Genomic DNA, 25,645 nt, shown 5'->3' on the forward strand with positions numbered 1-25,645 from the left:
GTGCCGGCGGCGGGGCGGCCAGTGTGGTGGCCACGTCCGCCAATGCCCGGCTGGTGGTCGCCGGCGGCGGCGGCGGCGGGCAGGGGGGCGCCCTGGACGTGCTGGGCCGCGCCGGCCTGGCCGCGCCGATCACGCCCGTAGGTGCGCTGCCGGGTTCCGCGGGCGCCGTGGGCACCACGCGTGTCGGCGACGGTTCGGGCGGCGGCGGTGGTGGCGGCGTGCCGGCGGCGGGGCGGCCAGTGTGGTGGCCACGTCCGCCAATGCCCGGCTGGTGGTCGCCGGCGGCGGCGGCGGCGGGCAGGGGGGCGCCCTGGACGTGCTGGGCCGCGCCGGCCTGGCCGCGCCGATCACGCCCGTAGGTGCGCTGCCGGGTTCCGCGGGCGCCGTGGGCACCACGCGTGTCGGCGACGGTTCGGGCGGCGGCGGTGGTGGCGGCGGCTGCCCTGGCGGTACGGGCGGCGCGGAGCTGGTCGACAGCAGCGGCACCAACAACACCCAGCAGGCCACAGGCGGCAGTTCTTGCAGCGACACCTCCGTGGTGACGGGTTTGAGCGTGACCGCGGCGGGTGCCGCCGGCGGTGCGTCCGTCACCGGCTCGGCGCCGGCCAGCGGAAATGCCGGCGGCAACGGCACCGTCACCATCACGCCGCTCAATCCGACACGGCTGATCACCAAATCCCAGCCCAGCCCGGCGCTGGCCGTGAGCAGAGACAGCGTGTACACGCTGACGGTGACGGCATCCACCTCGACGCCGTTTTTCACCGCCACGGTAGGGGACCAGCTGCCGGCCAATCTGACCTATGTCGGCTGGTCCGGCACCGGCTGGAGCTGCCCGACAGCGACCGGCGGCACCGGAACCCTGGTGGCCTGTACCTACAGCAGCAGCACCGCGACCACCACGGCCACGTTGAACATCACGGTGAGGCCGACATCGACCGTTAGCGTGACCAACCGCGCCTCGGTGGGCTCCGTGGGCAATACCGCCCAGCCCGCGCCGTCCACCTGCACCGGAAACAACACGCCCGTGGGTTGCGCCACACCGGTGACCAACGTACCCACCAATGCGATCCTGAACCTGGTCAAGTCGGCGCCCAGCCCGGCCTTGAAAGTCGGCAGCAACAGCGCCTACACCCTCACGCTCACCAACACCGGCACGACGGTGAGCACCACGGCCCGGATCACCGACCAGCTGCCCGCCAACCTCACCTATGTCAGCGGCGTGGGCACGGGCTGGACCTGCTCCACGGCCGCCGGCGGCGGCGGCACGCTGGTGACCTGCGACTACACCGGCTCCATCGCCACTGGCGGCGGGACGGCCGCTGTCGTCATCACGGTCACAGCCACCAGCACGGCCAGCGTGACCAACTATGCGGCGACGGACCGCACGGGCGGCACCAACACACCGACGCCCACCACCTGTACCGCGGCCAATACGCCGACAGCCGGTTGCGCCGCCCCGGTCACGAGCACGCCGACCATTGTCACGCTGGGCCTTGTCAAATCCGCGCCCAGTCCCGCGCTGCAGGTCGGCTTCAACAGCGCGTACACGCTGACGGCGACGAATAGCGGTACCGCTGCCAGCACAACGGCCCGCATCACCGACCAGTTGCCGGCCAACCTGACCTATGTCAGCGGCGTGGGCACGGGCTGGACTTGTTCGGCGGCCAGCGGATTGGTGACTTGCAACTACAGCGGAACCCTCGCCGCCGGTGGCGGAACGGCGGCCGTGGTCATCACGGTCACGCCGACCAGCACGGCCAGCGTGACCAATTTTGCGTCGATAGACCCGACGGGTGGCACGGCGCCGCCCACACCCACCACCTGTACCGCCGCGAACGCCCCCAGCGCCGGTTGCGCCGCGCCGGTCACGAACACGCCGACCAGCATCATCCTGGGCCTGGTCAAGTCGGCCCCCAGCCCCGCACTGCAGGTTCTCAGCAACAGCGCCTACACACTCACGGTGACCAATAGCGGCACGGCCGCCAGCACAACGGCGCGTGTCCTGGACCAGTTGCCCTCCACCCTGAGCTACGTCAGCGGCGTGGGCACGGGCTGGACCTGCAGCTCGGCGGCCAATGGCGGCGGCACGCTGGTGACCTGTAACTACAGCGGCAACATCGCCGCCGGCGGCGGAACGGCCGCGTTGGTCATCACGGTCACGTCAACGAGCAATGCGGCGGTGACCAACTACGCATCGGTGGATCCCACCGGCGGCACGGCGCCCCCGGTCCCCACCACCTGCACCGCGGCCAATGCCCCGAGCGCAGGCTGCGCGGCGCCTGTGAGCAGCACGGCAGGTCGGCTGGTTGCCGGCAACGTGTACAGCGACCCGAACCACAACAGCAACCTGGACGCTGGTGAAGCCGGCATAGGCGGGGCCAGCGCCCTGTGGGTCAAACTGGTGCCGCTGTCAGCCAGCGTGTGCACGGGCCCGGCCACTGCGGCCGCGTCGGTCAACCTCACCACCGGCGCCTACAGCCTGTCCAGCGTGGCGGAAGGCAGCTACTGCCTGATCCTGGATGGCAACAGCACCCTGAGCGACATCACGGCCGCCTACCCGGCCGGCTGGATCGGAACCCAGAACGCAAGTGGCGTGATCCAGCTTGCGGTTGGCGCCGCGCCGCCCTCGCCGCAGAACTTCGGCCTGTACAACGGCAGCACGCTCAGCGGCAATGTGTTCGCCGATAGCGGCGCCGGCGGCGGCACGGCCAACAACGGCGTGAAAGCCGGCACCGAGCCGGGCCTGGCCGGCGTCACCGTCAACGCCATGCAGGGCGCGACCACGGTGGACAGCGAACCCACGGCCAGCGACGGCAGTTTCATTTTGTGGATTCCCGGCGCCACGAGCGGCACCGTGGTTCTCACGCCCGTGCTGCCGGCCGGCTACACCGCCACCGGCGGCTCGGCCGGCACCACCGGCGGCACGTACACCCGCCCCAGCGTGAGCTACACCGCCGGCTCCGGCCTGGCCCGCACCGGCATCAGCTTCGGCATGGTGGCGCCCAACACCCTGAGCCCCAACGGCGCGCAGACGGCCCAGCCCGGTACCGTGGTGTTCTACGCCCATACCTATAAAGCGGGCACCGGCGGGTCGGTCACGTTCTCGATCGCCAACACCGCCACGCCGGCCAGCCCGGTCTGGAACCAGGTGCTGTACCAGGACAGCAACTGCAACGCGGCGCTGGAAGCCAGCGAAACGCAGGTCACGGCGGCCATCACCGTCACCGCCGGGCAGACCGTCTGCTTGGTCATCAAACAGTTCGTGCCCGCGGGCGCCGGCCAGGGAGCGCAGAACAGCATCACGCTGAGCGCCGCCTTCACTTACACCAACTCGGCCCCGGCGCTGGCCGTCAGCACGCTGGTCGCCACCGACATCACCACGGTGGGCCAGGCCGGCGACCTGTCGCTGTCCAAGCTGGTGAGCAACATCACCCAGGCCATTCCCGCGGCCACCAGCGTGAACGCCAACCCCGGCGACACGCTGCAGTACACGCTGACGGCGACCAACAACGGCACGCAGCCGCTGTCCACACTGTTCGTGAACGATTCCACCGCGGCCTTCACGGGATTTGTCTCCGCGGCCTGCCCGGGCTTGCTGCCCACCGGCATCACGGGCTGCACGGTGACGACGCAGCCGGCGGTCAATGCGCAGGGGGCGTTGAAGTGGACCTTTACCGGGTCGCTGGCGTCTGGGGGGCAACTGGTGGTGACTTACCGGGTCAAGGTCGATCAATAGCCGGGTCTTGCGCCGGTCTCTGCGCGCTCGCCCTCTGCATAGGGTTGCTGGCCGGGGGTAGCCCGGCGGCTACTCACTTTTCTTTTGCTTCGCCAAAAGAAAAGTAAGCAAAAGAAAAGGCGACCCTGGTTGCTGCGTCCCTYCGCTGCGCTACGGGCAACCTGCGGTGCTCGGTCCAGACGGGGTCTCGCTAAACTCGCTTCGCTCAAACAACGCGATCCCTGATCCGCCTGAACCTSCGCTCCTCGGCGCATCCACAAGGGGTGGGGAAGGAATACCAAATCCAAATACTGAAAACCACAAGGACTCGCCKTGGCGAGTCCTTGTTTGTCTTGGTTTGTTCTTTGTGTTTTGTCCCCGMTCCCGMTTGCCCCGTCCTGGCTGGGCCGAGGAGCGCAGACGTAGGCGGATCAGGGATCGCGCTTGTCTGAGCGAAGCGAGTTTGCGCGAGACCCCGCCGTAGTCGAGCACCGCAGGTTGCCCGAAGCGAAGCGTAGGGACCCAGACTGCGGGTCGCCTTTTCTTTGCTTACTTTCTTTTGGCGAAGCAAAAGAAAGTGAGTTGCTGCCGGGCAATCCCCGGCCAACCGCCCTCAGCAGAGAACAGAGGAAGAACCCGGCCAGCAGCACTAATAAGAAAGAGCGCCATCCGCCATCGCGCAAATACCCCAAAATACCCCCATGCCCACCCCAACCCCTCCCCGCCACTGGTCCACCCTCAAAACCCCGGACTTCGCCAAGCTGGACCTGGCCCGCTGCATCGCGGTGCTGCCGGTGGCGGCCACAGAGCAGCACGGCCCACACCTGCCGCTCAATGTCGATGCGACGCTGGTCGAGGGCGTGATAGCAGCCGCCTTGCCGCACCTGCCGGCCGCGCAGCCGGTTCTGTTTTTGCCCACGCAGGCCGTGGGCTTCAGCCCCGAGCACACGCGCTTTGCCGGCACGCTCACGCTCAAAGCCGAAACGGTGATACGGCTTTGGACCGAGCTGGCCGAATCGGTCGCGCAGACCGGCGTCAAAAAACTGGTGCTGCTCAACTCCCACGGCGGCCAGGTCGGCCTGCTGGACGTGGTGGCGCGCGACCTGCGGGCGCGGCTGGGCTTGCTGGTCTACAGCGTGAACTGGTTCAACCTGCCGCTCACGGGTGAAGACGGCAAGCCGGTGAACGATTTGTTCAGTGCCACGGAGCACCGCTTCGGCATCCACGCCGGCGAGATTGAAACTTCGATGATGCTGGCGCTCAAGCCGGAGCAAGTCGACATGGCGAAGGCGCAGAACTTTCATTCGACCTCGCAGGACCGCGCCGAAAAATTCAGCCTGCTGGGCGACGGCCGCAGCGCCAAGCTGGCCTGGCAAATGCAGGACTACAACCCCCACGGCGCCGTCGGCAATGCGGCCGCCGCCACCGCCGACAAGGGCCGGGCCCTGCTGGGCGCGGCGGGCCGCAGCCTGGCGCGGCTGCTGGCGGAGATCGACCAGCTGCCGGCCGACACCTTGAGCGACAAAACAGCCTTCTAAAACAGTTTCTAGCGCAGGATCACCGTCTGGCGCTTCCACGCGGCGTCCTGCCAGCGAAACGCGGCCAGCGTGCCGGGGTCGCCGGCCTGTTTTTCGGCCGTCAGGGTGTCCAGGCGCGCTACCTCAAAACTGCGGCGCAGGCGCCCGGCAATCCGGGTCTCGCGGGCCAGCAACAGCTGCGACGCGCCGCGCACCCAGCCGGCGAATTCCACATAACCCAATTCGGGGCCGTTGCTCGCGGGCGGCAGCACCTCTATCGTCCACTGCCCGGCGCTTTTGCGGAACACCCACAACTCACGCCAGGCGTCCAGCGGCTGCACTGCCAGCGCCAGGGCCTGGCCGTCCGGGTGGGCGCTGGCGGAAGCCGCCCAGACGATGCCGTAGGTGCAGCGCCTGGCCACAGCCTCCTTGCCGGATTTACCGTCGGCCTTGTTTTCATACAGCGCCACGCAGGTTTCGCCGGCCTGGCCGGTTTCGGTGGCCAGGGTCAGTTTCGCGAAGCGGGGCAGCGCGGTTTCGGCGGCCCAGCGCGAGGCGCCCACGCGGATGGCCGCGTCGTTGTAGTCCTGGCGGTCGTTGTCGGTCAGTTCCAGCTTGTTCACCGCGGCGAGTTCCGCCAGGGCGCGCTGGGCGGCCGCCGTGGGCGCTTCGGCGCGGCGCGCCTGCTCGAATGCCAGGCTGGCAAACACGCCGGCGCGGCGCAGCCGCAAGCGGTTTTTGCTGACCTCGGACAGCTGGGCGAACTGCGCGGCGCTGATTTTGTCCAGCACCTCGGCGCGCCACTGGTCCTGCGCCAGGCGCTCCTGCGGATGCAGGTCGGGGCTCATGCAATCAGGGCGGGTCACGGCCAGCGCGGCGCGGGCGCGCTGTTCCGCATCCGACGGCAGGGCCAGCACGCGGCGAAAGGCCTCGCCGTTGTAGCAAAGCTGCATGCTGCCGCCCTGCTCATAGCCCTTGAAGCCCACGCCGTAAAAAGACGCCACTTCCATGTGCGCGGAGATCACGTCGCTGGTGGCCTTGCCGTGTTTGATGGAGGCGCGGCGCGCCAGGCGCTCGGCCATGGTGCCCAGCGCGTCGAAGGCTTCGGCGCCTATGGCCTCGGCCGGCGCGGCCTTGAGGTAAGCCGCGGTGTAGGCAATGCCCAGGGCTTCGGCGCCCGGGCTTTCACGCAGGAAGCGCACCACCGACAGCAGTTGCGGCGCGTCCTCGGGCTGCAGCGAGACGCTGCGCACCTGGCTGACGTGGATGAAACCCGCGCGCTCGCGCCTGTGGTCGTAGACCTGCAGGTAGTCCATGCGCCGGCCGCGGATCTCGAGCGCGTCGCCCTGCCACAGCGCCGCCTGCTGCGCGGCCGAATCGCGCGGCGCGGCTCGCAGGGTGGCCTGGTCCTGCGTCACGATGGCCAAAGTCAGGAGTGCGGTGGTGATCATTATTCGGCCTCTTCTTTGTTGTCGTCGTCTTGCGTGCCGGCGCCGCGGGGTGCCTGCGCCACGGTGCGGCCGGCCTTGGGCGCGCCGCCCAGCAGGCCCGCGCCCACAAAACCGCCGCTGGTGGAGGGCGGGGCGATGATCACGGTGATCTTGTCGCTGAGCTTGTCGGCCATGGTTTTCTGGATCAGCAGCGGATGCCGCGTGATCAGCACGCCTTCGCGCGCCATCTGCTCGCTGTTGATCTTTCCCACACGGTCCAGGCGGTAGGCTTCGGCGTCGGCCAGCTTCTGGCGCGAATCCGCCTCACCGGATGCCTCGATGCGCCTGGCCTGGGCGCTCCCTTCGGCCGTGCGGATGCGCGACTGCTTGTCGGCTTCGGCCTCGAGCTGGCGCTGCTCGATCTGTTTTTGCTTGAAGGGCAGCACGTGTTTCATGGCTTCTTCCTGGGCCTTGGCGGCGATCACCTGTTCGCTGGCGGCAGCCTGGGCGTTGGTTTCGCGGCGGACTTTTTCGGCCAGCGCGTCCAGCTCGGTTTCCTTGACGCGCTTTTCTTTCAGGGCCAGTGTGTAGCGCATTTTTTCCGTCGCCAGCTCCTCGGCCAGCAGATTGTCCATCCCGTGGCGGTAGTCGGCGGGCAGGTCGACCTTGCCCATTTGCACCGTGCGCAACAGGATGCCGTCGGCCGCCAGCTTGGGTTTGAGTTCAGCTTCAATGAGCTGCTGGATCTCGGCGCGCTTGCTCGAGAAGATTTCCCGCACGGTGTAGCGGGTGAAGATTTTGTAGATCACGCCCTGCACGGCGGGCTGCACGATCTGGCCGGCGATGTCGTCGGGCAGGTTCTTCGACAGCGCGTTGACTTTGGCCGGGTCCAGCGCGTAGCGCACCGTGAGGTCCACACCCAGCGACATGCCTTCGACCGACTGGAAGGGCGAGGGGCCGTCGGCCCGGCTGCTGCCTTCGGGGCGATACACCTGGTCGCGCAGCGAGAAGGTGCGCACTTCATGCAGGCCGGGCAGCAGCAACAGCGAACCTTCGCGGAACTCATCAACGCTCCCGGTCAGCTGGTTGGTACGTATCGCCACGTCGCCGCGCGCCACCGACTCCATGGGAGGGTGCACCCACAGCAGGTAGCCGACGCCGGCCGCCGCCGCGGTGGCGATCATCAGGCCGCCAGCGCCGGCGGCGCGCTGGACGCCTGTCGCGGCGATGCGGCGGGTGCCGTGCACCCCTCTGGAAAAGATGGCGCGCAGGCGCAGGGCGATGCGGGTGAAACGTAAATTCATGATGGGCTCCTCCGATGGTTTGGCGAGAGGCACGGGCTGTGTTCTCTCTGGCCTCCATTGTTCGAAGCGGGCCCGGAGCATTCAATGAGGCCACGCGGTGTCTTTGCGTGCTGCGGCAGGCGGCAATCGTCCGCCAACGGAAGAAACACTCACACGGCCGGGCGCGGCCCGCACCCATAATGAAGCCAACCCCTACCCGCACACCCCATGACCAAAATTGCCGTAATCGAAGACGACCTGCCCATGAGCAGGCAGCTCAAGGGCTGGATTGAATCGGCCCGGCCCGGCATACAGGTCGACCAGTGGTTCAACCGCGACGACGCCGAAGCCGCCATCGCCCGCGAAGGCTATGACGCGGTGGTGCTGGACATCGAACTGGGGCGTGAACGCCACGCCGGCGTGGCCATCATCAACGCCATCAACAAGCAGCGGCAGGGCACGCCAGTGCTGGTGGTCTCGGCCATGCCGGCGGCCATTTACCGCAGCATCATGAAAGCCCTGGACGCCTGGGACTACCTGCAAAAAACCACCTTCGAGGAAGCCGACTTCATCGAGACCTTCCTGGACATCCTGCGCAGCGCCAAAGCAAAACCCGCGGGCAAGGCCCCCGCCGGCGACAGCCAGGAACTGCAGCTGGACCCGTTGCGCCAGAACACCGCCATCTGGCGCGGCCAGCGTGTGAACCTGCCGCTGACGGCGCAGCGCATCCTGGCGGCACTGCACGCGCGGCGCGGCGAGGTGGTCAGCTACGACGACCTGTACCTGGTGGTCAAAAGCGGGCGCAACCGCGACAACATCCGCAAGCACGTCAGCACCATACGCGACGCCTTCAAGGAAATCGACACAACGTTCGACGGCATCGAGAACGTCCCCATGCGCGGCTTTCGCTGGGCCGAAGCGGCCGAGGCTGCGCGCGGCAAGGGCCAGGCGTGAAGCTGCCGACCAGCCTGGGCGTGGAGCGCCTGCTGCCGGCGCGCGTGCCCTTCGGGCTGCGGGTTTTCTTTCGCGGCGCTTTTTTCCTGCTGGGGCTGGCCACCATCGCGCTGGCCGTCGCCGTGCTGCAGGATGAAAAAGAGCGCAGCTACCGCAACTACCAGGACGGCTTTCGCAAGAACCAGGCGCAGATCGCGGCCAAGCTGCGCCACCCCACCGGCCAGCTGGTGCTGCTTAATCCCACGGCTTACGACCATGCGGTGACGCCGCTGCGCCCGCTGGTGCTGCCGTTTTCGGCCCTGGATTTCGACGACCGCAACAAGGCCCAGCAGGCAGTGGAAATGGCCGGCTGCCTGGTGCAATACCCCGATGCGGCCTCGATGTGCGTGGCGGTCGGCAACAACCCCTTTGCCGGCGGCTTTCTCTACGCCGTGGGCAGCTTCAACAGCGGGCCGCTGGTGTCGCACACCTCGGGCACGCTCGATTTGAGCCAGGCGCACCGTGCCCGCATCACGGTGGACATGCGCGGGCAGCGCTACCGCTGGATCGCACCCTTCCAGGCGATGCAAGCCATGGACGAAGGCCGCAATGCCTCGCCCTTTGCCAACGCCAGGGGCCGGCTGGTGGGTTTCGCCGACGACGGCCCCATCACCCCCGCCAGCCGGCCGGTGCGCGATTTCCGCGGCTGGCTCTGGCAAGACGGCCGCTGCGTGGACGGCGCGGCCGCCGGCCCGGATTGCGCGCGGCGCGCCTTCGTCAGCGTGCGCCTGCCGGTGGAGCTGTTCCGCGAAGCCCTGTTTGCCAAAGGCCCGGCGGGCATCGTCTGGCCGCCGGCCGACCTGGACCAGATCAAGGTGCAGGTCGAGATGCTGGCCCCCGGCGAGGGCAAGCCCCTGTTCGACAGCAACACCCAAGGCGCGACTGCGCCTTTTTCGTGGTCCGAACTGACGCCCCTGCTGCTGCCCGGCGAAAAGCTGCGCATACGCAAACTGGGCGCCGCCGGCGCGGGCACCGACGTCGTGGCGCTGTCCGGCGCGGAAGCTTCGGAGCGCGCCTCGCCGCTGATCGCCTGGCTGATACGCCGGCTGCAGGTGGAGGGCTACGACGCGCCCGTCAACAGTACCGACATCATCAGCACGCCGCTGGGACGCTACGAACTCACGCTGACCGGCGACATCCGCAGCGTCAACAAGGCCCTCACGGCCGTGGCCACGCGCGTGTCCTGGTTTGTCGGCGGCATGCTGCTGGCCATCTTCCTGACCTGGCTGGCCATCGAGCTGCGCATCATTCGCCGCATCACCGAGCTGACCCGCCGCGCCGCCACCGTGTCCAAGGGCGTGCGCGCCAGCGACAGCCTGGCGGCGGTCGACCTGGCCGACCTGCGCGGCGGCGACGAGCTGGGCGTGCTGGCCGGCGGCCTGCAGGACCTGCTGCAGCGCGTGAACGAGGACGTGCGCCGCGAGCAGATCCGCGTGGCCCAGGAAAAAGACACCTGGCATGCGGTCGGCCACGAAATCATGTCGCCGCTGCAGTCGCTGATGGTGCTGCACGGCAGCGTGGACGACCCGGCGCACCGCTACATCAGCCGCATGCAGCAGGCCGTGCGCGTGCTCTACGGCAGCGCCTCGCCCAGCGAGGCCTTTGAGTCCACCGCGCTCAATGTGCAGACGCTGGACGCCAACGAATTCCTGCGCCACGTGGCGCGCAACGCCGCGGCGGCCGGCATTCCCGGGGTGGCCTTCGAGCCCCTGGCCCAGCCCGTGACGGTTCGCGCCGATGAATATTCGCTGGAAGACGTGGTGTCGCACGTGCTGCGCAATGCCGAGCGCTACCGCCTGCCCGGCAGCCTGATCCGCATCACGCTGTCCCTGCAGGCGCAGGAAGGCACCGCGCCCGAGGCGGTGATCGCCATCAGCAACCTGGGCCCTCAAATAGAAGCCGGCATGCTGGACAAGATCTTTGAATACGGTGTGTCCGACCTGCCGGATGCCGAGAGCGGCGCGCCAGGCCAGCGCGGCCAAGGCCTGTTTGTCGCCAAAACCTATATGGCCAAGATGGGCGGCACCATCACCGCGCACAACCTGGAAAACGGGGTTTGCCTGGAGCTGCGCCTGCAATGCGCTGCGGGTAGCCCCTGAGCACGGCCTGATCAACCAGCGCCCCAAAAGTCAAAAGCCTCCAGCGAGCGGTAACTCGGTGGAGGCTTTGTCTTGCCAGACGGACCGGTAAGCCCGCTGCCATGGAAGAAGTATCGCCCGGGTGTGGCGGAAGGATTTGCTTGATTTGCTGCTGGATTTGCCAGATACAGATAAAAAAATCTGCAAATTCCGAAAAATCAGATAAATTAACCGAATGGACACTTTAGACCGGAAAATCCTTCAGGTTTTGCAGGCCGATGCGCGCACCAGCCTGCAGGACATCGGCCAGGCCGTGGGCCTGAGCCCCTCGCCCTGCTGGGGCCGCATCAAGAAGATGGAGGAGGCCGGCGTGATCGAGGGCTATACGGTGCGCCTCAATGCGCAGGCGCTGGGCCTGGGCGACACAGTGATGGTGCAGGTCACGCTGGACAGCCATTCCGACAACACACTGGAGAAATTCGGCGAAACGCTGGCCGCGATTCCCGAGGTGATCGAGGCTTACCTGGTGTCCGGCGAATACGACTACCTGCTGCGCATCGCGGTGCACGACACCAAGGACTACGAGCGCCTGCTGCGCGAGCGGCTCTACAAGATCAAAGGCATACGCCACAGCAAGTCCAGCTTTGTGTTGCGCACGCTGAAGAAGGCAGACCTGCCGCTGTTGCCGGGCTGAGGCGGGACCGGCGCTGACAAAGCCCCGTGGGGCCGGCTGACAGCGCGGCCGGCGCCCGGCGCGCACAGTGGACGGGGCGCCGCGCTGATGCGGCGCGGTACCAGGGAGAATCTATGCGCGCCCCCCATTTTTCCGTCAAGCCATGGCTTGCGCCCGTGCTGTGCGCGGCCATCGTCGGCGGCTTGGTGGCCTGCGGCGACACCGCCCTGCTGCCGCCAGAAGCCGGCATGGGTTCCAACCCCACGCTGCCTTCGCCCAAAAAGAGTTTGATTCCCACCGTGAACATCGCGCCGGCCAAGGGCTGGCCCGAGGGCCAGATGCCCACACCCATGGCCGGCCTGGGCGTGACGGCGCTGGCCACCGGCCTGGAGCACCCGCGCTGGGTCTATGTGCTGCCCAACGGCGACGTGCTGGTGGCCGAAAGCAATGCGCCGCCCAAGCCCGAGGACGGCAAGGGCATCAAGGGCTGGTTCATGAAAAAAATCATGGGCCGGGCCGGCGCCGGCGCCCCCACGGCCAACCGCATCACCTTGCTGCGCGATGCCGACGGCGACGGCAAGGCCGAAAGCCGCAGCGTCTTCCTGGAAAACCTCAACTCGCCCTTCGGCATGGTGCTGGTCGGCAACGATTTTTACGTGGCCAACACCGATGCCGTGGTGCGCTTTCCCTACCAGCCGGGCCAGACCAGCATCACGGCGGCACCCACCAAACTCGTGGACCTGCCGGCCGGCCCCATCAACCACCACTGGACCAAAAACATCATCACCAGCGCCGACGGCAGCAAGCTTTACGTGACGGTGGGCTCCAACAGCAACGTGGGCGAGCGCGGCATGGAGGCCGAAGCCGGCCGCGCCGCCATCTGGGAGGTGGACGCCAAGACCGGCCAGCACCGCGTCTTCGCCTCCGGCCTGCGCAACCCCAACGGCATGGGCTGGGCGCCGGAGACCGGCGCGCTCTGGACGGTGGTCAACGAGCGCGATGAAATCGGCAGCGACCTGGTGCCCGACTACCTGACCTCGGTGCGCGACGGCGTGTTCTACGGCTGGCCCTACAGCTACTACGGCAGCAACGTGGACGACCGCGTGAGGCCTGCGCGGCCGGACCTGGTGGCCAAGGCCGTGCCGCCGGACTATGCGCTGGGTTCGCACGTGGCGCCGCTGGGCATGGTGTTCTCGGAAGGCAAGACGCTGCCGCCCGCACTGGCGACGGGCGTGTTCGTCGGCGAGCACGGCTCCTGGAACCGCGTGCCGCACAGCGGCTACAAGGTGGTGTTTGTGCCCTTCCTGAATGGCTTGCCTTCCGGCCTGCCGCTCGACGTGCTGACCGGCTTCCTGAGTCCGGAGGGCCATGCCTATGGCCGGCCTGTGGGCGTGGCGATGGACAAGCGCGGTGCCTTGCTGGTGGCCGACGATGTCGGCAATGCCGTCTGGCGCGTCAGCGCTTCCAGATAGCGAAGGTTTTCACACGGGTGGCAACACCATGTCTGCGGTGCCGGGGCACACCCAGCGCGGGTATTCGCGCGAGGTGTCTATGCAGCCGCCCGACTGGTAGACGCCCTTGGGCTCGCGCATGCGCAGCATCAGTTCCAGGATACGAGCCATCTCGGCCGGATCGGCACTGGAGGCCTTGACGCCGGCTTCGACGATGTTTTCGTTGATGCGCAACTCGCCGGCTGCGTCGGTGTAGGTCGCATGCCGCCAGTGAAACAGCTCCAGGCACTTGGCCGTCAGCGTGTAGGGCTGCTCGCGCTTCCAGAAGTTGGTGAACAGCCCGTTGCCGATGTAGAACACCCAGGAGCCTTCGTACCCCGAGACGTCGGACGAATGTTCATCGGGGTTGCGGAACCACAGGCGGTCGCCGGGCACATAGTATTTGGGTGGCAAAGGCCGCTCCATCGAACCGTATTCGCGCAGGAAGACATCGTGGAATTTTCCCGACATGATGGCGCGCCGTTCCCAGCGCTGCTGCAGGTCGGCCAGCAGCGGCGGATTGCAGTTTTCGAGCTCCTGGGCGATGGCCAGCAGGATCACATACTCAGTCGCGCGGTAGCAGGAAAAGGAATACAGCTTGCCGGAGGCCTCGGGTTGCGTGGCTTTTTCCAGGGCGGGAATCAGCGCATGGCCGGGCCGCACGGTGAAGCCGTCGTCCTCGGAGTAAGTCCAGCAGTCCTCGGGCCGGTTGACCTCGGTGGTGTGAAATTCGAGCGCCGTCTTGCGCGCAGCCAGCACGATGTTGCGGCGCACGCGCACGGCCGAGGCCAGTTCCTCATGGCTGGGAAATTCAAAGGCGATGGGGCTCAGCAGCATGGCCAGCAGGATTTCGCGCTCCAGGTCGTCCGTGCTGTTCACGGTGTCGAGTTGCAGCTTTTCGGCCAGGCCCAGGGTGTCCAGGCCGGGCGCCCATGTCGCGGCCAGGCCGGCTGAAAGGCGGAAACGCCGCACCACGCCGGGGCGCTCGCCAGCCGCCAGTTCCCCGGTTTCCACGGCGTCCTGCAGGCTCAGCCGCTCCAGCTGCACCAGAAAACCATAGCTCGCCGCGGCCAGCGCATCGGCTGTGGCGGCATGAAGGAATATGCCCTCGATGACGAGGCTGGCGAGGCTGGGAAGACTGGGAGTGGGGGCGGCGCTCATGGTGCCGCAAAGTATCTTTGCTTGGCGTGATCCCGGCAATGGTAAAAACACCACGCGGCCACTTGCGGCAAATGTGCTTCAGGCGTAGGTGATCCAGCTCGCGTGCTCGGGCGCGTCCAGGTGCGGCAGCGTGTTGTAGGTCACCAGCATGTGGCGTTTGGGCGTGAAGGCGAATTCGGTGAGTGAGCAGTTGCGTATGCGCAGGTTCAGCTCTATCGTGGTTTCCGGGCTGGTGCCCAGCACATGGCCCACCGCCGTCGAGATAGGCCCGCCGCTGGAAACCAGCAGCACGTTGCCGGTGTAAGTGCTCCGGATATGGTCCAGCACATCCGTGATGCCGCTGACAAATTCCGTGTAGCCGGGCATGCCCCTGGGGCTGACCACGCCGGCCATCCACTGCGCCAGCCCGTCGCGCAGCAGGCGGAAGTGGCCGCGGTACTCCTCGGGCGTGGTGGGTTTTTCGAGCTTGTGCGGGTGGATCGCGCCTATCACCGCATGGCTGTCATATTCGTTCAGCCCGGGGCGCTGGGAAGCCTCCATCGTGATGCCCATGCCTTCGCAGATGCCGGCAAAGGTATTGATCTGGCGCTGCAGCGTGCCGGTGAAAGCCGCGTCAAAGGTGATGCCCTTGTACTTGAAGTATTCCCCCAGGCGCACGCTTTGCTGGCGCCCCATGGGGCTGAGCACGTCGTAATCGTCTTCGCCAAACGAGGCCTGGCCGTGGCGCACGAGGTAGAGGGTTCCCATGGGCAAATTGTGGCCACCCCGGGTCGGGTGCCCAGTCCCGCGTGTGACCGGCTCAGGCCTGAGCTAGCACCTTGGCGACAGTGGCTGTGTCCACATTCCCGCCGGACAGGCTGGTGCCCACCACCAGGCCCTTGAGCTGGCTGCGTTCCTGCATCGCCGCGGCAAAACTCGCCGCGCCCGCGCCCTCGGCCACGTTGTGGGTGTCGGCATACAGGTCACGCATGGCCTGGGCCACTTCGGCGTCGGTCACCTTCACGACGTGGTCCAGGTGCGGCAGCAGGATCTCGAGCGCGGCCGGATCGGCGACGCGGCAGGCCATGCCGTCGGCCAGCTGTGTGGTGACGGGCGCTTCCACCACGCGGCCGGCGGCCAGGGAATCGGCATAGGTGGTGGCGTGCGCGCTGACCACGCCGATGACGCGCAATTTTCGGCCCAGTGCCAGCTTGGCAGCAATGGCTGAGCACGCGCCCGAGCCCTGGCCTATGGGCACGTAAACCACGTCAAGCTGCGGCACCGCCAGCATGAACTCCCACCAATAGGTGCTGACACCGCGCAGCAGGCCGGCATGGAAGCTGGGCACCATGTGGGCGCCGCGTTCGGCGGCCAGCGCCATCGCGAATTCGCGGCTTTCCTGGAAGTCGTCGCCGTGCTCGATCAGCGTGACGCCCAGCGCGCGCATGGCGGCATTTTTTTCAAGCGAGTTGCCATGCGGAGCCACGATGGTGCAAGCCACGCCGTGCGCGCGCGCCGCCCAGCCTATGCTCTGGCCGTGGTTGCCGCGCGTAGCGCTGATGACTTCGGCCGGCATCTCGCCGCGCTGCCTGAGTCCGTCAAAGTAGGTGAGCCCGCCGCGCAGCTTGAAGGCGCCGACCGGCGTATGGTTCTCGTGTTTGATCCAGCAGTCGGCGCCCAGGCGCTGGCTGGACAAACCCCAGCGGTATTGCGGCGTCGCCTGGAATTCGCGGTAGACGACGCGGGCCGCGTCTTCAATTTCCTGCAGCGAAGGCAGCATGTTGCCGGTGCTTTCCAGCCCCGGCGCGCGGTCCAGCACGGCGCTCATTGAGTAGCCTCCGCTCTGCGAGCTGCGGTATTCGCCTTGGGAGCGGCCCGGCGGCTCATGCAGCCGCCCGTTTTTCGGTCAGCAGGCGCAGCGCCAGCAGGCCCAGCACCGTGCCCATGACGTATCGCTGCACACGCATCCAGCTGATGTTGCGGTTCAGGAAGCCGGCGATGGCCGCGGCGAAGCAGATCAAAATCGTGTTCACGCCGGTGCTCACACTGATCTGCACCGCGCCCAGCGTCAGGCTTTGCAGCAGCAGGTTGCCGCGCTCGGGATGCAGGAACTGCGGGAAGAAGGAGAGGTAGAACATCGCCACCTTGGGGTTCAGCAGGTTGGTCATGAAGCCCATGAGGAACAGCGTGCGCGGCGGGTCGTTCGGCAGTTCGCGGGTTTCAAAGGGCGCGAGGCCGCCCGGCTTGACGGCCTGCCAGGCCATCCACAGCAGGTAGGCCGCGCCCGCCACCTTGATCGCATCGAAGGCCAGCGGAACGGCCAGCAGCAGCGCCGTGAGCCCGAAGGAGGCGGCCAGCAGGTGCACCACAAAACCCAGCGCCACGCCGCTGAGCGACACCATACCGGCGCCGCGGCCCTGGCACAGCGTCCGCGAGATGCAATAAATCATGTTGGGCCCGGGCGTAAGCACCAGCACCAGAGCGGCGAGGGCAAACCAGGCGAGTTCGGTGGTGTTGAATGGCATTTCAGGCTCCTTTGGATTCCAGGGTGACGAGGCCGCGCGGTGTTTGCAGCGTGGCGATGAGGTTGGGCGGGCCCTGCGCCAGGCCCACGCCCGCCAGGCCCAGGGCTTCATAGCCCCCACGCAGCGCGTCGGGGCGCGGGTGGCTCGCGTGCAGTGATTGCAGCGTGACGCCCGAGGGCGCCATGCCGTCGGCCGGATGGGCGTCGCCCCACTGGATCAGCGTGGGCAGCGCGCCGTAGAACAGCCGCTGGCCGTCTTCACGCACCGTGATCTTCCAGGCCAGCGGGCCTTGCGGCGTCATGCGCGAGACTTCGAGCACTTCGCCGCGGTCCAGTCCCAGCCGGGCCAGCGCCCGCACCGCCGCGCTTACGCGGGGCGTAGACGCCACAAAGTGCGCGAGTTGCGGCCCGGTTTTGGCCAGCCGCAGCTGCAGTTCGCGGTCGTCGAGGTCGTACCAGCGCCGGGCCGGCGCCACGCGCGGGTTTGGTGTTCCCGGGTTGACCGCGATGATTTCGAAATAAGCGCGCGGAAAGGCCGGCGAGGCCACCGTGAACAGCCGGTTGTGCGTGCCCATCAGCCCATGCTCGCCGCCCGGGCCGGGCGTGATGCCCAGCACGCGTTCGCACCACTGCACGCCCTGCTCCAGGCTGGCCGCCACCACCACGAGATGGTCGACCTGTGAGGCCATTGGCGCGGAGTGTGCTGTGTGTTCCATCGCTCAGAGCGTGACACTTCCGTCCACGCAGCTCACCGATTCACCGCCGACCCAGACCTGGCCTTGCGCATCACGCTCGATGTGCACCTGGCCAGCTCGGCCCATGCATACGCCTTGCGAGGCGGTATAGCGTTCGGGCGCATGGCCCTCGGCGATCAACCACTGCGCCAGGCTGGCGTTGAGGCTGCCGGTCACCGGGTCTTCATCGACGCCTATGGGCGCGGCAAAGGCGCGTACTTCAAAGTCCGGTGCAAACGCCGTGGAGGCAGCGGAAGCAGCCGGCGCCTGGGCGAAGGCCTTGGCCTCGCGGTTGGCGCGCGCGATCAGCGGCGCGGCATCTTCATGCGGGTAGCGCGCGACGACGCCGACCTTGACGTCCAGCTTGGCCAGCGCCTTGTGGTCGGGCACCAGGCTCAGCACGGTCTCGGGGCTGTCCAGCAGCAGGCCCAGCCAAAGCGGGCCGTTGTCCAGGCATTGCGCGGCCAGGACCTGATTGGCCTTGAGCCCCAGCGCCGCCGCCACCTGGGCCAGCACCGTGGGGCTGGGCGCCGAGCGCTTGAGCGGCGGCGCGGCGAAGGCCAGGCGTTTCGTCCCCGGCTCGCGGCGGATTTTCACCAGGCCGACCTTGCATTCCTGCACGATGAAATCCTTGGAACGCGGCTGCCCGCCGGCTTCCAGCCAGCTGTGGCAGCTGCCCAGCGTGGGATGGCCGGCGAAAGGCAGCTCGCCGCCCGGCGTGAAGATGCGCACGCGGTAGTCGGCCGTGGCGTCCGTGGGCGGCAGCAGGAAAGTCGTTTCGGACAGGTTGGTCCATTTGGCAAAGCGCTGCATCGCGGCATCGTCCAGGCCGCTGCCGTCCATCACCACGGCCAGGGGGTTGCCGTAGTAAGGGGTGGGGGTGAATACGTCGACTTGCTTGAATGCGCGTTGCTTCATGGGAGTTTTCAGGTTTCCGGGGTGGGTTGAAGATTCAGGAGAGAGGCAGGTCCAGCACGCCGCGCGCCGCGGGCCGTGCCATCAGGGCCTGGTACCAGCGGTCCAGGTGGGGCCGCGCGGGCCGCGGCTGCGGCAGGCCGAACCAGCGGTGCATTTCGCAGCCCAGCGGGATGTCGGCCATGCCGAAGTGTTCGCCGCCGACGAAGGCATGCTCGGCCAGGTGCGCATCGAGCAAGGTCAGCAGCGGCTCGGTGGCAGCCACGGACTGCGCGATCAGCGCCGGGTTGCGCTGTTCCGCCGGCGTGCGTATCCACTGGATGAAGGCGGCGCGGCCCGCCGGGTTGAAGGTGGTCTGCTGCCAGTCCATCCACTGTTCGGCGGCAAAGCGCTGCGGCAGCGCCGTGGGGTAAAAATTGCCCGACGAGTATTTGGCGCACAGGTAGCGCACGATGACGTTGGATTCCCAGACCAGGGCCTCACCGTCTTCGAGCAAGGGCACCAGCGCGTTCGGATTCTTGCGCTGGTAATCCGGCTCCTTGACGATGCCGAATTGGCCGCCGGCGTCGGTGCGCTGAAGCGTCAAGCCCAGTTCCTGCGCGGCCCACACCACTTTGCGGACATTGATGGAGCTGAGGCGCCCCCAGAGATGCAGCATGTCAGATTCCTTTGGACGGTCGGTCGAGAAACAGCAGCCGCAGTGCAAGCCCTGTCATGACAAAAGCCAGCAGGCCGCGCTGGAACTTCGCGGCGCCGGGGCGCGCCTGCAGGCGTCGCCCGATCTGTCCGCTGAAAGCGCCCAGCACGGTATTGAAGGCCAGCGCCAGCGCCGACAGCAGGGCACCCAGGACCAGCAGTTGCAGCGTGACGTGGCCCTGCGCCGGGTTCACAAACTGCGGCAGGAAGACCATGAAAAACAGCAGCGCCTTCGGGTTCACCAGGTTGTTCAGCAAGGCCATGCGCACGATGCGCGCAAAACCGGCGGGAACGGCCTCGGCATCACGGCGCGCGCCGGCCGGCCGCAGCGCTTTCCACGCCAGCCACAACAAATACACCGCGCCGGCATAACGCAGCACGTCGAAGGAGGGCGGCCAGGCCGCGACCAGCGCGGTCACGCCTGTCGCGGCGCACAGCGTGTGCACCAGGTCGGCTGCCGAGATGCCGAGGGCCGCCGCGAAGCCGCCGCGCACGCCATGCGCCAGCCCGTGCGAAAGCACAAAGGCCATGTTGGGGCCGGGCGAGATGAACAGCGCCAGAACCGCCAGCACAAACAGCGACAGCGTGCCCGTGTCCATCATGCCGCCGCGCGCAGTTCGGGCACGCCCGTGGGCAACTGCTCGCGTATGGCCGCGGCCAGCGCGGCGATGCCGATGTTGATCTGCTCCACGCTGGAGGTCACAAAAGACAGGCGCAGCGTGCGGGCGTCGGCATGGTCGGCGTAAAAAGCCCAGCCGGGCACAAAGGCCACGTTGCGCTCCACCGCCTTGGGCAGCAGGTCGATGGCGTTCATGCCTTCTGGCAGGCGCACCCACAAAAACATGCCACCGGCCGGCGTGTTCCAGCTCACGCCTTCGGGCATGTCGCGTTGCATCGCGGCCAGCATGGCGTCGCGTTGCGATTTGTAGAGCGCGCGTATGGTCGGCACGTGGCGATCCAGGAAGTTGTTTTTCATGGTCTCGACCACCATGCGCTGGTTGAAGCCCGGCGTGTGCAGGTCGGCGGCCTGCTTGGCCTGCAGCAGCTTGGGGTACAGCGCCTTGGGCGCGACCAGGAAACCCAGGCGCAGGCCGGGCGCCAGGATCTTGGAAAAGGAGCCCATGTAGACGCAGCCTTCGGGATTGCGCGCGGTCAGCGGCAGCGGCGGCGGCGTGTCGAACCACAGGTCGCCGTAGGGGTTGTCCTCGACGATGGGCAGGCCCAGGCGCGCGGCCTCGGCGCTCAGCGCTGCGCGGCGCGCTTCGCTCATGGTGCGGCCGGTCGGGTTCTGGAAGTTGGGCAGCACGTAGAAAAAGCGCGCGCCGGCGGCCTTGGCCGCCAGGTCGGCGATGTCCACGCCCTCGTCGTCGCTGGCCACGCCCACGACCTCGGGCTCCATGGGCGTGAAGGCCTGCAGCGCGCCCAGGTAGGTGGGGGTTTCGACCAGCACGCGGCTGCCGGCGTCTATCAGTATCTTGGCGATCAGGTCCAGGCCCTGCTGCGAGCCGGTGGTGATCAGCACCTGCGCCGGGTCGACGTCCCAGGGCAGCATGGCGGCCACCATCTCGCGCAGCGGGGCGTAGCCTTCGCTGGCCGCGTACTGCAGCGCGGCATGGCCGTCCTCGCGCAGCACCTTGTCGCAGGCTTCACGAAAGGCCGCGACCGGAAAGGTCTTGGGCGAGGGCAGGCCGCCGGCGAAGCTGATGATGCCGGGCTTTTCGGTGACCTTGAGGATCTCGCGGATCACCGAAGGGTTCATTTTTTTGGCGCGTTGCGCTTGAGTCCATTCCATTTCACTCTCCTCCTTGCGGGCCGTCAAACAACCCTGGTCAAAAATCTCTTGCATCGCTTTCAACGCGGTGCGGCGCACCGGCGCGATGGCATCGGTGTGACGATGATCTCACCTTGGCCGTTCCGCGCAAAGTACCGTTCATGCGGCCGCTCCGGCGGACTGCATGGCGCTGATAAGGTCTATCGCCTGCCCGGCCACGCCGCGGGGGATTCCCCAATAGTCGAACACGCCGCCGTCGGACGCGTTGTGGCCGCAGACGACAAAGACACCCGTGCCCAGCTCACGCTTGAATTCGCTGGCCAGCCAGCCGACGAAGCCGCTGTTGGGAATGCCGGGCGCGAAATGAAAACAGACGACGGCATAGCGGTCTTCCGGTTTTGTGGGCACAGGCGCGGGGAGCAATGCGCTCCACACCGCCTCGTCGCGCACCAGGGCCAGCGCGCCGCCGGCCAATGACGCGAGATGCGCCGGAAACTCCGCCACGGGAAATTCGGCAAAGGTGTAATCGCCCGGCAGCACGTCGGCGCGCGCATGCGCCATCACGCGCAACAGCCGACGGCGTGTCTGTTCTGGTGTTTCGGGTGTGACGTCCATGGACTCAATCCACCACAAACAGGGTGGCGCCCACCGGCGCGGTAGAGCGGTGGGCTTCAGCCTGGTCGGCGACCTGGTAGCTCATGCCGGGCTCCAGCGTGAAGCGCCGGCCGTCCTCGAGCTCGGTGTGCAGCTGCCCCTGCAGGCACAGCAGGATGTGGCCTTTTTTGCACCAGTGGTCGGACACATAGCCCGGCGTGTACTCGACCATGCGCACGCGCACATCGCCGAACTGCTGCGTGCGCCAGAAAGCCTTGCCTTCCAGGGCCGAATGTTCGGTGCGGGCCACGGCGGACCAGTCTGTCGTGCCGAAGGGGATGTTGTGGATGTTCATGCGGCCTGCCCCGCCTTGAGCGCGCGTTCGTTGGGCGTGATGTGGGCGATGGTGCCGTCGCCGTAGGAGCGCAGCACCTGCGAGATGACGATATGAAAGCCTTTGTACCACTGGGTGTACTGGCGCTTGGCTTCCAGGTGTTTCGGGTGGGCCGAGAAGGCGCGCAGCGCCTCCTGGTTGTCCCAGAAATAGGTCGCGTTGCTGCGCGTGCCGTCGGGCGAGCGCCAGGTTTCCGCGCCCAGGTAGCCGGGCGTGGCGTGGGCGGCTTCCTCGATCAGCGCGTCCAGCGCGTGGAAGCGTTCGTCATAGGTGCCGGGTTCGAAAATAAAGGCGGCGCAGTACATCAGGTCTTCCTCGGGTGCAGCAAAGAGGGGGGCATGGCGACGGGCTGGTGCACCGGCATTTTTTTGCCGATGAACACGGTGGCGATCACCGCCAGGCCGAAGCCGACGGTCACGGCGTCCAGGCGCTCCCCCAGCAGCGGCACCGCGAACAGCATGGACAAAAACGGCTGCACCAGCTGTACCTGGCTGACGCGCACCGTGCCGCCCAGCGCCAGGCCGCGGTACCAGGCGAAAAAGCCCAGCCACATCGAGAACACCGCGACATAGCCGAATCCCCACCAGGCGGCGGCCTTGATGGGGCCCGCGGGCCAGCTGGAGGCGGCCAGCGGCAAGGTCAGCGGCAGGGCCAGCAGCAGCGCCCAGCAGATCACGTGCTCGGCCCGCATGCGCTGCGAGAGCCTGGCGCCGTAGCCGTAACCGACGGCGGCGCACAACACGGCGGCCAGCAGCAACAGGTCGGCCGGGCTGATGGACAAGCTGCCGCTGCCCGAGCGCAGCATGGCAAAGGCCACCACCAGCGCGCTGCCCAGGGCGGCGCACAGCCAGAAGCCGGCGGAAGGGCGCTGGCGGTGCAGCAGCGCACCGACGGCCGCGGTGGCCAGCGGCAAGGTGCCGATGATCACGCTCGCATGCATGGCCTCCACATGGCGCATGGCGATGGAGGTGAAAAGCGGAAAGCCGAAGACCACGCCGCCCGCGGTGGCGGCCAGCGGCCACCAGTCCTCGCGCCGCGGAAAAGGCGCGCGCGTGGCCAGCAGGAACACGGCCGACAGTGCCGCGGCCACCACGGCGCGGCCCAGCGCGATGAAGACGCCCGACATCTGCGGCGCCTCGGGCGTGCCCACGGCCAGCCGGGTCATCGGCAGCGTGACCGAGAAAATCACGATGCCCAGCAGGCCGAACCAGAGGCCTTTGGTGATTTGTGTGTTCGGGCTCATATAAAGAGCATCCAGATCGCGGTGGCCACCAGCACGGCCGCCATGGCGTAATTGAACCAGCGCAGCCGCAGGCCGCTGCCGGCCGGGCCGGTAAGCCATTCGCGCAGCAGCGAACCCGCGAGGGCATAGGCCAGGTTGCTGACAAAGGCATAGGCCAGCATCACGGGCAGCACGATGGCCAGGCGCATGCCGGGCGCTTCGCGGCCGGCGATCCAGCCGCTGACAATGGCCAGCGCCAGCATCCAGGCCTTGATGTTGACGAACTGCAGCGCAGCGCCCTGCCAGAAGGTGACGTTCAGGCGGGACGCGTCGGCCTCGCTGAGCTGGCGCGACTGCGAGACCTTGAAGGCCAGCCACAGCAAATAGGCCACGCCGACGACCTTGACGGCCCAGCTCAGCAGCGGCACCGCGAGCACCAGCGCGCCCAGGCCCAGCGCGCACACCAGCAGCAGCGCGCCCCAGCCGACCGGCACGGCGCAGACAAAGGGCAGCGCGCGCCGCAAACCGTGGTTGGCGCCCAGCGCGGTGGACAGCGTGGTGTTGGGCCCGGGCGAAAAGCTCATCGCCGTGGCCAGCACCAGTAAAGCCGTAAATTCTTGCCAGTTCATGTTTCAGACTTTATAGTTGAAAGCAATACACCACCAATACAGTTATCGGTACAAATTCCAAAACTGTATTGCTCAAATTGTCAGCACACACGCCCCGCCCCGGGGGCCACAAGGTTCGCAGCATGTTGATGAAAACCGCTTCGCTCTCCCTGACCGAGCAGCTTTCGGCGCGCTTTGCCGAGCGCATCCGCAGCCGCCTGCTGGCGCCCGGCGCGCGCCTGCCCTCGGTGCGCCTGTGCGCCGAGCAACAGGGCGTGAGCGTGTCCACCGTGGTGGCCGCGTATGACCAGTTGCTGGCGCAGGGCCTGGTGGTGGCGCGCAAGAACCGCGGATTTTTTGTGCGCGATGCCTCGCTCAACGCGGCACTGGCGCCGACCTTCCAGCCCCCGGCGGGGACTCAGGGCGGAAAGCCGGGGGCGGCGCCAGCGGCAGCCGGTGCCGCGGCCAGCCTGGCGCCGCTGGGCGCCTGGAGCACCGCCGGCTGGATGCACACGCGCCAGGCGCCGGTCGACGCGACTGCGCTGATACGCGGCATGTTCCACAAGGTCAGCAACAAGCCCCAGCCCGGCATGGGTGTGTTCCCGTCCGACTGGCTGGAGACCAGCTTCATGCCAACGGCCGTGCGCAAGGTCACCAGCGTCAGCGCCTTGCGGGATTTTTCGCTGCAGTACGGCGAGCCCATGGGCGACAGCGGCCTGCGCCGCGCGCTGTCGCAGAAACTGAGCGCGCTCAATGTGCATGCCGTGCCCGAGCAGATCATCACCACGGTCGGCGCCACGCATGCGCTCGACATCGTGAGCCGCACGCTGCTGCGCGCCGGCGACTGCGTGATGGTCGAAGAGCCCGGCTGGGCCGTGGAATTCGCCCGGCTGGACGCGCTGGGCATGCGCATCCTGCCGGTGCCGCGCCGCGCCGATGGGCCCGACCTGGAGGTGATGGCGCAGTACTGCGAAATCCACCAGCCCAAGCTGTTTGTCAGCGTCAGCGTGTTCCACAACCCGACCGGCTACTGCCTCACGCCGGGCAGCGCCCACCGCGTGCTGCAGCTGGCGATGCAGCACAACTTCCACATCGTCGAAGACGACACCTACAGCCACCTGGCGCCCGAACACGCCACCCGGCTGTGCTCGCTCGACGGTTTGCAGCGCACGATTTACGTCAGCGGTTTCGCCAAAATCCTCGCGCCCGGCTGGCGCGTCGGCTTCATGGCCGCGCCGCCCGACCTGGTCGAGCGCCTGCTGGATACCAAGCTGCTGGCCACGCTGACGACACCGGCCCTGCTCGAAAAGGCGCTGGCCTGGTGCATAGACCAGGGCCAGCTGCGACGCCACGCCGAACGCATACGCACCCGGCTGGATGCCGCCCGCGCCCGCAGCGTCAAGCTGGCCATCGCCCACGGCTGCACATTCGCGGCAGAACCCGCAGGCCTGTTCGGCTGGGTGGACACCGGCGTCGACACCGACGCGCTGGCGCAGCGCATGCTCGACGAGGGCTACCTGATCGCCCCGGGGGCGCTGTTCCACGCGGTGCGGGCGCCCAGCACTTTGATGCGGATCAATTTTGCGACTACGCAGGAGGCGGCGTTCTGGAAGGTTTTTGCTCGGCTTAGGGATGCTGTGAAGTAGCCGGGTCTTGCGCCGGTCTCTGCGCGCTCGCCCTCTGCATAGGGTTGCTGGCCGGGGGTAGCCCGGCGGCTACTCACTTTTCTTTTGCTTCGCCAAAAGAAAAGTAAGCAAAAGAAAAGGCGACCCTGGTTGCTGCGTCCCTCCGCTTCGCTGCGGGCAACCTGCGGTGCTCGGTCCAGACGGGGTCTCGCTAAACTCGCTTCGCTCAAACAACGCCGGCCC

23 protein-coding genes and 1 pseudogene are annotated in these 25,645 nt (G+C 67.4%); 8 read left to right on the forward strand and 16 right to left on the reverse strand.

The features are described 5' to 3' along the window. The 3 genes and pseudogenes from AC1D0O_RS24720 to AC1D0O_RS24730 all read left to right on the forward strand — a co-directional run. A pseudogene (locus AC1D0O_RS24720) lies at window positions 1-359 on the forward strand (hypothetical protein); the annotation flags it as partial. Next, on the forward strand, window positions 245-3,736 hold the full coding sequence (locus AC1D0O_RS24725) for a hypothetical protein (RefSeq protein WP_477656126.1): 3,492 nt from the start codon (window positions 245-247) through the stop codon (window positions 3,734-3,736). The pseudogene AC1D0O_RS24720 and the gene AC1D0O_RS24725, both read left to right, overlap by 115 nt. Before the next feature lie 680 nt (window positions 3,737-4,416). Further along, the gene (locus tag AC1D0O_RS24730) at window positions 4,417-5,253 is read left to right on the forward strand and encodes a creatininase family protein (protein WP_477656127.1); all 837 of its coding nucleotides are present in this window, start codon (window positions 4,417-4,419) and stop codon (window positions 5,251-5,253) included. A gap of 8 nt (window positions 5,254-5,261) precedes the next feature. Here the strand turns inward: AC1D0O_RS24730 and AC1D0O_RS24735 are convergent, their stop codons facing one another. Both AC1D0O_RS24735 and AC1D0O_RS24740 read right to left on the reverse strand, forming a co-directional pair. Then, window positions 5,262-6,683 (reverse strand): hypothetical protein, encoded by a 1,422-nt coding sequence (locus AC1D0O_RS24735; protein WP_477656128.1) that lies wholly within the window; start codon window positions 6,681-6,683, stop codon window positions 5,262-5,264. Beyond that, window positions 6,683-7,966 (reverse strand): SPFH domain-containing protein, encoded by a 1,284-nt coding sequence (locus AC1D0O_RS24740; RefSeq protein ID WP_477656129.1) that lies wholly within the window; start codon window positions 7,964-7,966, stop codon window positions 6,683-6,685. Before AC1D0O_RS24740 ends, AC1D0O_RS24735 begins: the two co-directional genes overlap by 1 nt. Before the next feature lie 207 nt (window positions 7,967-8,173). On the opposite strand from AC1D0O_RS24740, the gene AC1D0O_RS24745 reads away from it, so the two are divergent. The 4 genes from AC1D0O_RS24745 (at window position 8,174) to AC1D0O_RS24760 (ending at window position 13,161) form a co-directional block, all read left to right on the forward strand. Further along, on the forward strand, window positions 8,174-8,899 hold the full coding sequence (locus tag AC1D0O_RS24745) for a response regulator transcription factor (protein ID WP_477656130.1): 726 nt from the start codon (window positions 8,174-8,176) through the stop codon (window positions 8,897-8,899). Beyond that, window positions 8,896-11,037 carry a sensor histidine kinase gene (locus AC1D0O_RS24750; protein WP_477656131.1) on the forward strand — a complete coding sequence of 714 codons (2,142 nt, stop codon included), beginning with the start codon at window positions 8,896-8,898 and terminating at the stop codon, window positions 11,035-11,037. Before AC1D0O_RS24745 ends, AC1D0O_RS24750 begins: the two co-directional genes overlap by 4 nt. A 214-nt stretch (window positions 11,038-11,251) precedes the next feature. Then, window positions 11,252-11,710: an Lrp/AsnC family transcriptional regulator gene (locus AC1D0O_RS24755; protein WP_092132085.1), complete on the forward strand. Its 459-nt coding sequence runs from the start codon at window positions 11,252-11,254 to the stop codon at window positions 11,708-11,710. A gap of 113 nt (window positions 11,711-11,823) precedes the next feature. After that, a complete protein-coding gene (locus AC1D0O_RS24760) occupies window positions 11,824-13,161 on the forward strand; it encodes a PQQ-dependent sugar dehydrogenase (protein ID WP_477656132.1) in 1,338 nt (445 codons plus the stop codon). A 9-nt stretch (window positions 13,162-13,170) separates the two neighbouring features. Here the strand turns inward: AC1D0O_RS24760 and AC1D0O_RS24765 are convergent, their stop codons facing one another. The 14 genes from AC1D0O_RS24765 to AC1D0O_RS24830 all read right to left on the reverse strand — a co-directional run bounded on the left by AC1D0O_RS24765 (window position 13,171) and on the right by AC1D0O_RS24830 (window position 23,798). Then, entirely contained in the window at window positions 13,171-14,340 is a 1,170-nt protein-coding gene (locus AC1D0O_RS24765; RefSeq protein WP_477656133.1) for a hypothetical protein, read from the reverse strand. A gap of 78 nt (window positions 14,341-14,418) precedes the next feature. Continuing rightward, on the reverse strand, window positions 14,419-15,087 hold the full coding sequence (locus tag AC1D0O_RS24770) for a histidine phosphatase family protein (RefSeq protein ID WP_477656134.1): 669 nt from the start codon (window positions 15,085-15,087) through the stop codon (window positions 14,419-14,421). Between the two features lie 52 nt (window positions 15,088-15,139). Then, window positions 15,140-16,147 carry a threonine dehydratase gene (locus AC1D0O_RS24775; RefSeq protein ID WP_477656135.1) on the reverse strand — a complete coding sequence of 336 codons (1,008 nt, stop codon included), beginning with the start codon at window positions 16,145-16,147 and terminating at the stop codon, window positions 15,140-15,142. Window positions 16,148-16,202: 55 nt separating this feature from the next. Beyond that, on the reverse strand, window positions 16,203-16,844 hold the full coding sequence (locus tag AC1D0O_RS24780) for a LysE family translocator (protein WP_477656136.1): 642 nt from the start codon (window positions 16,842-16,844) through the stop codon (window positions 16,203-16,205). A gap of 1 nt (window position 16,845) precedes the next feature. Continuing rightward, window positions 16,846-17,532, reverse strand: coding sequence for a VOC family protein (locus AC1D0O_RS24785; RefSeq protein ID WP_477656137.1), 687 nt, complete (start codon window positions 17,530-17,532; stop codon window positions 16,846-16,848). A 30-nt stretch (window positions 17,533-17,562) separates the two neighbouring features. Continuing rightward, window positions 17,563-18,495, reverse strand: coding sequence for a PhzF family phenazine biosynthesis protein (locus AC1D0O_RS24790; RefSeq protein ID WP_477656138.1), 933 nt, complete (start codon window positions 18,493-18,495; stop codon window positions 17,563-17,565). A gap of 34 nt (window positions 18,496-18,529) precedes the next feature. Further along, entirely contained in the window at window positions 18,530-19,150 is a 621-nt protein-coding gene (locus tag AC1D0O_RS24795) for a glutathione S-transferase (RefSeq protein WP_477656139.1), read from the reverse strand. 1 nt (window position 19,151) lies between these two features. Next, window positions 19,152-19,790 carry a LysE family translocator gene (locus AC1D0O_RS24800; RefSeq protein ID WP_477656140.1) on the reverse strand — a complete coding sequence of 213 codons (639 nt, stop codon included), beginning with the start codon at window positions 19,788-19,790 and terminating at the stop codon, window positions 19,152-19,154. Next, complete coding sequence (locus tag AC1D0O_RS24805; RefSeq protein WP_477656141.1) at window positions 19,787-20,980, reverse strand: aminotransferase-like domain-containing protein; 1,194 nt, start codon at window positions 20,978-20,980, stop codon at window positions 19,787-19,789. The genes AC1D0O_RS24800 and AC1D0O_RS24805 overlap by 4 nt, the downstream gene beginning before the upstream one ends. A gap of 138 nt (window positions 20,981-21,118) precedes the next feature. Next, window positions 21,119-21,574, reverse strand: coding sequence for a DUF6196 family protein (locus AC1D0O_RS24810; protein ID WP_477656142.1), 456 nt, complete (start codon window positions 21,572-21,574; stop codon window positions 21,119-21,121). A gap of 4 nt (window positions 21,575-21,578) precedes the next feature. Next, a complete protein-coding gene (locus AC1D0O_RS24815; protein WP_477656143.1) occupies window positions 21,579-21,908 on the reverse strand; it encodes a DHCW motif cupin fold protein in 330 nt (109 codons plus the stop codon). Further along, window positions 21,905-22,252, reverse strand: coding sequence for an antibiotic biosynthesis monooxygenase family protein (locus tag AC1D0O_RS24820; RefSeq protein ID WP_477656144.1), 348 nt, complete (start codon window positions 22,250-22,252; stop codon window positions 21,905-21,907). Before AC1D0O_RS24820 ends, AC1D0O_RS24815 begins: the two co-directional genes overlap by 4 nt. Next, the gene (locus AC1D0O_RS24825) at window positions 22,252-23,190 is read right to left on the reverse strand and encodes a DMT family transporter (RefSeq protein WP_477656145.1); all 939 of its coding nucleotides are present in this window, start codon (window positions 23,188-23,190) and stop codon (window positions 22,252-22,254) included. The genes AC1D0O_RS24820 and AC1D0O_RS24825 overlap by 1 nt, the downstream gene beginning before the upstream one ends. Then, window positions 23,187-23,798: a LysE family translocator gene (locus AC1D0O_RS24830; RefSeq protein ID WP_477656146.1), complete on the reverse strand. Its 612-nt coding sequence runs from the start codon at window positions 23,796-23,798 to the stop codon at window positions 23,187-23,189. Before AC1D0O_RS24830 ends, AC1D0O_RS24825 begins: the two co-directional genes overlap by 4 nt. A 122-nt stretch (window positions 23,799-23,920) precedes the next feature. Here AC1D0O_RS24830 and AC1D0O_RS24835 point away from each other — a divergent pair, with 122 nt between their 5' ends. Continuing rightward, window positions 23,921-25,423, forward strand: a complete 1,503-nt coding sequence (locus AC1D0O_RS24835) for an aminotransferase-like domain-containing protein (protein ID WP_477656147.1) — start codon at window positions 23,921-23,923, stop codon at window positions 25,421-25,423. Window positions 25,424-25,645 lie beyond the last annotated feature (222 nt).

It is taken from the genome of Polaromonas sp. P1_F2, assembly GCF_056405735.1.